Source organism: Arthrobacter sp. H14 (assembly GCF_000520495.1).
Lineage (GTDB): Bacteria > Actinomycetota > Actinomycetes > Actinomycetales > Micrococcaceae > Arthrobacter_C.
Genome location: NZ_KI914700.1, coordinates 1 through 5741, shown reverse-complemented (window position 1 = coordinate 5741; position 5741 = coordinate 1). Strand labels below are relative to the sequence as shown.

8 protein-coding genes and 1 riboswitch are annotated in these 5741 nt (G+C 62.0%); of the genes, 5 read left to right on the top strand and 3 right to left on the bottom strand.

What is annotated here, in order from left to right; genetic code table 11:
- Positions 1-648: hydroxyethylthiazole kinase (gene thiM / locus Y707_RS28040; protein WP_216699308.1), on the bottom strand; the 648-nt coding region annotated here is incomplete at its 3' end.
- Positions 631-727: riboswitch (TPP riboswitch) on the bottom strand. (Overlaps the previous gene by 18 nt.)
- Positions 728-784: 57 nt before the next feature.
- On the opposite strand from thiM, the gene Y707_RS28035 reads away from it, so the two are divergent.
- Positions 785-1384 carry a glutamate-cysteine ligase family protein gene (locus tag Y707_RS28035; RefSeq protein ID WP_162150259.1) on the top strand — a complete coding sequence of 200 codons (600 nt, stop codon included), beginning with the start codon at positions 785-787 and terminating at the stop codon, positions 1382-1384.
- 98 nt (positions 1385-1482) lie between these two features.
- Positions 1483-1620 (top strand): hypothetical protein, encoded by a 138-nt coding sequence (locus tag Y707_RS31020; RefSeq protein WP_155853216.1) that lies wholly within the window; start codon positions 1483-1485, stop codon positions 1618-1620.
- Positions 1621-1732: 112 nt separating this feature from the next.
- Here the strand turns inward: Y707_RS31020 and Y707_RS28025 are convergent, their stop codons facing one another.
- Entirely contained in the window at positions 1733-2872 is a 1140-nt protein-coding gene (locus Y707_RS28025; protein ID WP_253905288.1) for an RNA polymerase sigma factor, read from the bottom strand.
- A gap of 850 nt (positions 2873-3722) precedes the next feature.
- Here Y707_RS28025 and Y707_RS0120620 point away from each other — a divergent pair.
- The 3 genes from Y707_RS0120620 to Y707_RS0120605 all read left to right on the top strand — a co-directional run bounded on the left by Y707_RS0120620 (position 3723) and on the right by Y707_RS0120605 (position 5225).
- Positions 3723-3929, top strand: a complete 207-nt coding sequence (locus Y707_RS0120620) for a helix-turn-helix domain-containing protein (RefSeq protein ID WP_035782991.1) — start codon at positions 3723-3725, stop codon at positions 3927-3929.
- A 539-nt stretch (positions 3930-4468) separates the two neighbouring features.
- Positions 4469-4780 (top strand): helicase associated domain-containing protein, encoded by a 312-nt coding sequence (locus Y707_RS0120610; protein ID WP_026536459.1) that lies wholly within the window; start codon positions 4469-4471, stop codon positions 4778-4780.
- Positions 4781-4955: 175 nt separating this feature from the next.
- Positions 4956-5225 carry a hypothetical protein gene (locus Y707_RS0120605; RefSeq protein ID WP_026536458.1) on the top strand — a complete coding sequence of 90 codons (270 nt, stop codon included), beginning with the start codon at positions 4956-4958 and terminating at the stop codon, positions 5223-5225.
- A 254-nt stretch (positions 5226-5479) separates the two neighbouring features.
- Here Y707_RS0120605 and Y707_RS30230 read toward each other — a convergent pair whose 3' ends face one another.
- Positions 5480-5692, bottom strand: coding sequence for a helix-turn-helix domain-containing protein (locus Y707_RS30230; RefSeq protein ID WP_081745049.1), 213 nt, complete (start codon positions 5690-5692; stop codon positions 5480-5482).
- Between the last annotated feature and the right edge of the window lie 49 nt (positions 5693-5741).

Sequence of the window (5741 nt, the reverse complement as noted above, 5' to 3'; positions counted from 1 at the left end):
GTCCAGGGCGAGGAAGGCCGCCGTCACCGCACCCAGGGCGCAACCGCCGCCGGTGACCTGTGTCAGGTAGGGGTGACCGTTGCTGAGCCGGATGGTATCGGTACCGTCGGTAATCAAATCCGTTGCACCGGAGATGGCCACCACCGCCCCATGCTGACGAGCCAGTGCACTGGCCGCGTCCAGGGCGCTTTCAGCAGTATCAACGGCATCCACGCCGCGCCCGCCCTGTCCCGCACCGGCCAACGCCATGACCTCCGAGGCGTTGGCCCGGATCGCTGTCGGTGCATGACGCAGCAAGACAGACGCCAGCGCCGTACGGACCGGCAGTACACCCACCGCCACAGGGTCAAGGACCCATGGGGTGCCGGCTTCGCCGGCGGCCCTGGCCGCTTCGACCATCCCGGTACGCTGCTCCTTGTGCGGTGTCCCCACATTAATCAGCACCCCGGATGCCATGCGGGCGAAAGGATCAGCCTCGGTGGGAATGTCAGTCATGGCCGGCGCCGCACCGAGGGCCAGAAGAACGTTCGCGGTGAAGTTCGTCACCACCGCATTGGTCAGGCACTGCACCAAAGGCGTGGCTTCCCGCAGCCGGTCGAGCAATGTACCGACATGGTCCGGTGTCAGGCGGGGAATCATCTGTAACATCCCTTCGCTAGTACAAACTAGATCAGGTTCAACGGGTCTTATCTCAGCCCCAATCGCCAGGGCACCCCGTGTCACTACGACACAGCCTACTCCCAGGATGAACTGTGCGGGCGGAGCGGCTGCACAATTATTCATCTTGCGACCCGTAAATTTTGTGGTGATCGTGGCCACCGCGACCGGTCCTTCCCGCCCGGGCGATCGTATTACCACCGCACCGGTTTCACGTACGTTTGGTGTTGAAGAGGAGCTGCTCCTGGTGGACGAGGTCGGCGGGGAACCGCTGCCGCTGGGCCAGGAGGTAGTGGACCGGCATAGTTCGGATGAGCGGTTGACGACGGAGTTCCAGCTTGAACAGGCCGAGATCGGGGTGCATCCGCACGAAAGTATGGAGGCCCTCTCGCCCGACATTAAAGACAGCCGGGCCAGTGCCGACGCGGCCGCCCGCGCGGCAGGCGCCCGGGTAACCGCACTGGCCACCTCACCTTTGCCGGTCGTCCCCCACACCACCCCGCAGCCACGTTATGAAGTGATCCTTGACCGATTCGGTATTACGACCCGGGAGCAGTTGCCCTGTGGCTGCCATGTGCACGTCTCGGTCGATCCTGATGAGCAAGGCGTGGCGGTGCTGGACCGCATCAGGGCCCTGACCGGGGTCGGGCAGGTTTTCACCATGAACATGCAATCGGAAGAAAATGGGTGGCGAATACAAGACCGAAAACCACGGCGCAGGTTTTGACGAGAATAAGCTGCTGGCCTGGCCAAACAGCACCACAAGGCCAGGAACCTCCCCGCTGGCAATGGATCTGGGAGCTTACCCCCAAGGTGCCCGACACAATGGAAGTCTCGGTCACCTACAACCGGCGCGGCGTCACGGACAAGGACGTACGCAAAAAGGTTTCCTTCTCCGCGATCCCCGTAGAAGACCTCGAATACTCACTGGAGAACCTGGCTGCAACGGTTTCCCAGGCATAATCAGGACAGAGACCCTGGAACGTTCGACCTGCCCGAAGTGTCGGGCAGACCGCAGCACTGGAACCGGTTTCCGGGGCTTGAGCACCGGGATAATGTCAGCGTTTGCCGTGCTTTAGCCGAGGTAGTCCTGTAGCGCCTGAGCCTGTGAGGGCTGGCGCAGCTTGTCCATGGACTGGGCTTCTATCTGCCGGATACGCTCCCGGGAGAGACCATAGGCCTGTCCTGTTTCGGCAAGGGTCGTGGGCTCGCCGTTGGCCAGACCGTAGCGCAGGGCCAGGATCCCGGCTTCCCGTTCAGTCAGGGTATCGAGTACTGCATGGAGCTGCTCACGCAGGAACACAGCATCCGCTGCCTCGGCCGGTACGACGGCGTCCGAATCCTCAATCACATCGCCGACACTGGTGTTTCCCTCCTCCCCGAGCGAAGCGTCCAGGGAGACGGGCTCCCGTCCGTGCCTTTGGAGCTCCTCGACCTTCCCGACCGTCATATCCAGTGCCACAGCGACCTCCGCGGGCTCCGGTTCCCGCCCGAGGTCCTGGAGCAGTTCGCGCTGTATGCGGGCAAGCTGATTAAGCATCCCGTGCACATGCGCCGGTAAGCGGATGGTCCGCGACTGATCCGCCACCGACCGGCTAATGGCCTGCCGGATCCACCACATTGCATATGTGGAAAATTTGAACCCCTTAGCATAATCGAACTTTTCCACTGCCCGGATCAAACCCAAATTACCTTCCTGGATGAGATCCAAAAAGGCCATGCCCCGGCCGGTATAACGCTTGGCCACAGAGACCACCAAGCGCAGATTGGCCTCAATCAGATGGGCCCTGGCAGCCTTGCCCTCATCCACCAAGCACCGAAGTTCACCCGATAACTTCTCCCCCAGATCAGCATTACCGGAAAGTTTATGCCCGGCATAAAGACCGGCCTCGACCCGCAGTGCCAGATCCACCTCCTGTGCAGCCTCAAGCAGTGCCACCTTCCCGATCACCTTGAGGTAATCCTTCACCGGATCCGCGGACGCACCCGCGACAAGTACCTGCTGAGCCGGCGCGTCCTCATCATCGGCATCCGGATAGACGAGCCCGGGAACCTGCCCATCATCATCTTTATCCCCCGCCCGAGACCCGCCACCAGAGCCAGCACCACCAACTCCGGGGCACGGCCCCGCACCAGAAGAGCCCAGAACCTGAGCGACGTTATCAACGTTGCCCGCATTCACAGACCCAGAACGATCCTGATGCAGTGTCTTCATTATTGGCACGACAAGTCCTTTTCCTGACTCCGCGGGCGGTCGCCAACAAGAGGGACAGCCACTTCCGGCTGGGTGCATAAATAATTTGAAAGGCATACTGAACAAACAGCCTCCATTAAGCTGAACTGTCAGCGGCAGACGAAAGTTCCATATCAGCGGCGACACCCGGGGTATGACATCGGGGTTACAAGGCTCCGTTCAGGGTCGACTCACCAACGGGAACAGCCCGCTGCTCAGATTCAGTTGAGTCTGAAATCAAATAAGCCCCGCCACGATTCCGGCCAGCACCACCCGAGAGCTCATGTACCCAAGGTGACAAAATGCTCTCGTTTGTTATCCGTCGTGTCCCTGGTCGGGGTCGGGATTGAGTGAGTCCCCATTCGCTTCGGAATCCTGGCCGCCATCTGCACGGTCGAGGTTCTGCGGATCTTTTCCCGGGTGATAGGTAATCATAAAATAGTTCCTTCCTCGATATGGTGCAGGGTTAAAGAACGGGCCTTCGGCCGGTGACGGCGATGCGTGCTCGGGGAAATATAACTGCCACCGCTTGAAGCAAGCAGAACATAGACCGGTGCCAGCTCCGGCCCAAGCCCGCCCAGGGCCTCAGGACCGCCAGGAACGGACCATACTTAAAACCATTCCCCCACCCCAACAACGGGGCCCATCTCCACCTGTCACATTTTGATAAAGGAAGCCCTCGCTAGCCGCCTTAGCATCCGGTTCCAGGGCATAAGCTGCTCGTACAGCCCAGCAGGTAAAGCAGATGCCGTTCGGGGCCGCTTAATGTGGGGGGCCACATGAAACACAAATTCGAGCACTTCCAGCACGGCAGCCAGAACCGGCACATGTGATGGAGGGGTTCTACGGTATTGAGCTACTGACCGTCGATGAAGCAGCTCACATGTTACGGGTTTCACGGATGACTGTATATCGACAGATCCACTCCGGGGAACTGCCCTCGGTGCGTTTTGGCCGGTCCATCCGCATCCCTGCCAGCGCCATTGAAGCTTACCTTCCGCACCCGCCCACCACGCCCGAACCCGAAGATGGAGACTAAGCCCTGCACCTGGGCCAGCGCCGACCGGATCAAGACGATGCCCCATCCCCTCGTACGCCGCCGCCCAGAGCCGGCTCCGGTGCGATGCCGGCAAGCGGACCGGGATCTGGGGGAACCTACCGAAACGCTCACCGACACCACGGCCAGCCTATAACCCGATAGCCAGAAGATGCTGGCCAGGAACCCGCATCCGCAAGATCCACCCCCGGCACGCCATACTGCTCCCGGCCCCCGTGTACGCGCCGTCGTGGTTTTCGAAGTGCCGCGCCGCGGTGGCGGTATTGACTTTAGTGACGATGGTGACCGATTCTGGCATCGCGGACAGACAATTTCCCGCCCACCGGCCGTCTGTCCTGCCGGCGGCCCGGGACCGACAGAACCGGAACGGGTTGGGAATGGCACGGGTTGGGAAGACTCCCCCGGCGTTGCTCGTTGGAGGATGAGCCCGGCCCGGGGAGCCAGCACTTCCAAGACTATGCCTCCAGTTCTGCCCGGTCCATGGGGTTTAAGAAATTGTTGCCCGGTTAGACTCGGTTCCCATGGACAGGCGCTGGGACAAGGCGATGGCACAGGCGGCGGATTTCGTAGCCGGCCATGGGCGGCTGCCCAAACGGCACAGCGGCGATCCTGCCGAGGAGCGGTTGGCGCAATGGCTTCGCTACATGAGGTCCCTGCACAGGCGCGGACTTCTGCGCCCCGGGCGTGCCGAGCGGCTCGATTCGCTGGGCCACTGGCGCCGGAGCCCGAAGATCCAGGATGAGGACGCGTACTGGTTTGCCCGCATGAGCGATCTGGAAGCCTTCACCGTCTCCGCCGGGCGGCTGCCTCAGCCGGGGAAAGAATGCCGGTGAACACGAATGGTCTCTGGCGTCGTTTATTAACCGCCAGCGCCGCCGCATCCGAAACGATACCCTTCCGGCTCACCGGGCGGCCCAACTGGACGCAGCGGTTCCGGGCTGGAACACCAAGCCCAAACCACAACAGGGCAAAAGGGTAAGAGAGCACCATACGGCGGCGTGGGAACGGGTGGCACCGCATGCGCCGGTGATTTTGGCCGGCCTGGCCTCGGGCCGGTCCCCGGCGCAGATGGCCCGGATGACCGGCGTACCGCACCAACTGCTGTTCGGCCTGGCACGCCACAACACCGAATGGGCCAAACAGTTCGAAGAAGCCTTGATGGAGGGCAGAAATCCTGCCACCGACCACGGAACACACGCCGCGTACCGGCACGGGTGCCGCTGTAGACAGTGCCGGAACCTGATCGCCGGCTACCGTCAACGCTCACAGCGGCGTTAAAAAGACCGGCAGGACCCGGGTGAATCAAAAGGTTGGGGGAACCATTCACGCCAGGCCCTGCCGGCCCATACTGGAGCCGGCACCGGCCGGCTCCAGGAACACCACCCGGCCCCCATAAAGGGAAGACGGGCAACACCGGGCTAATCTACCCTGCCCCGGACGGCATCGTCGAAAACACCGCAAACAAACGTTGGCGGGCAGGTCAGGGCACAGGCCTCGGGTTCAGGCTGTGCAACAGGAGGGGCGGCGCGGGCTTAGTCTTCGGCGGTCTCTTCCGGGTCCTGGCCCGGTTCATTCAGGGTTTCGGCTGTGCGGGCGTATTGTGCGCTGATGTACTCCTCGAGCCTGGACCGTTCCACGCGCCAGACACCCCGCCCGCCGATCTGTATCGCTGCAAGCTCACCGGTGCTGATCAGGCCCCGGACACTGGGTTCACCGACAGTAAGTTCCGCCGCGACGTCTTTAATGGGGGTCGGGGACCATTACGCGGAAAAGTAGCGCTAAGGCCTTGAGCCG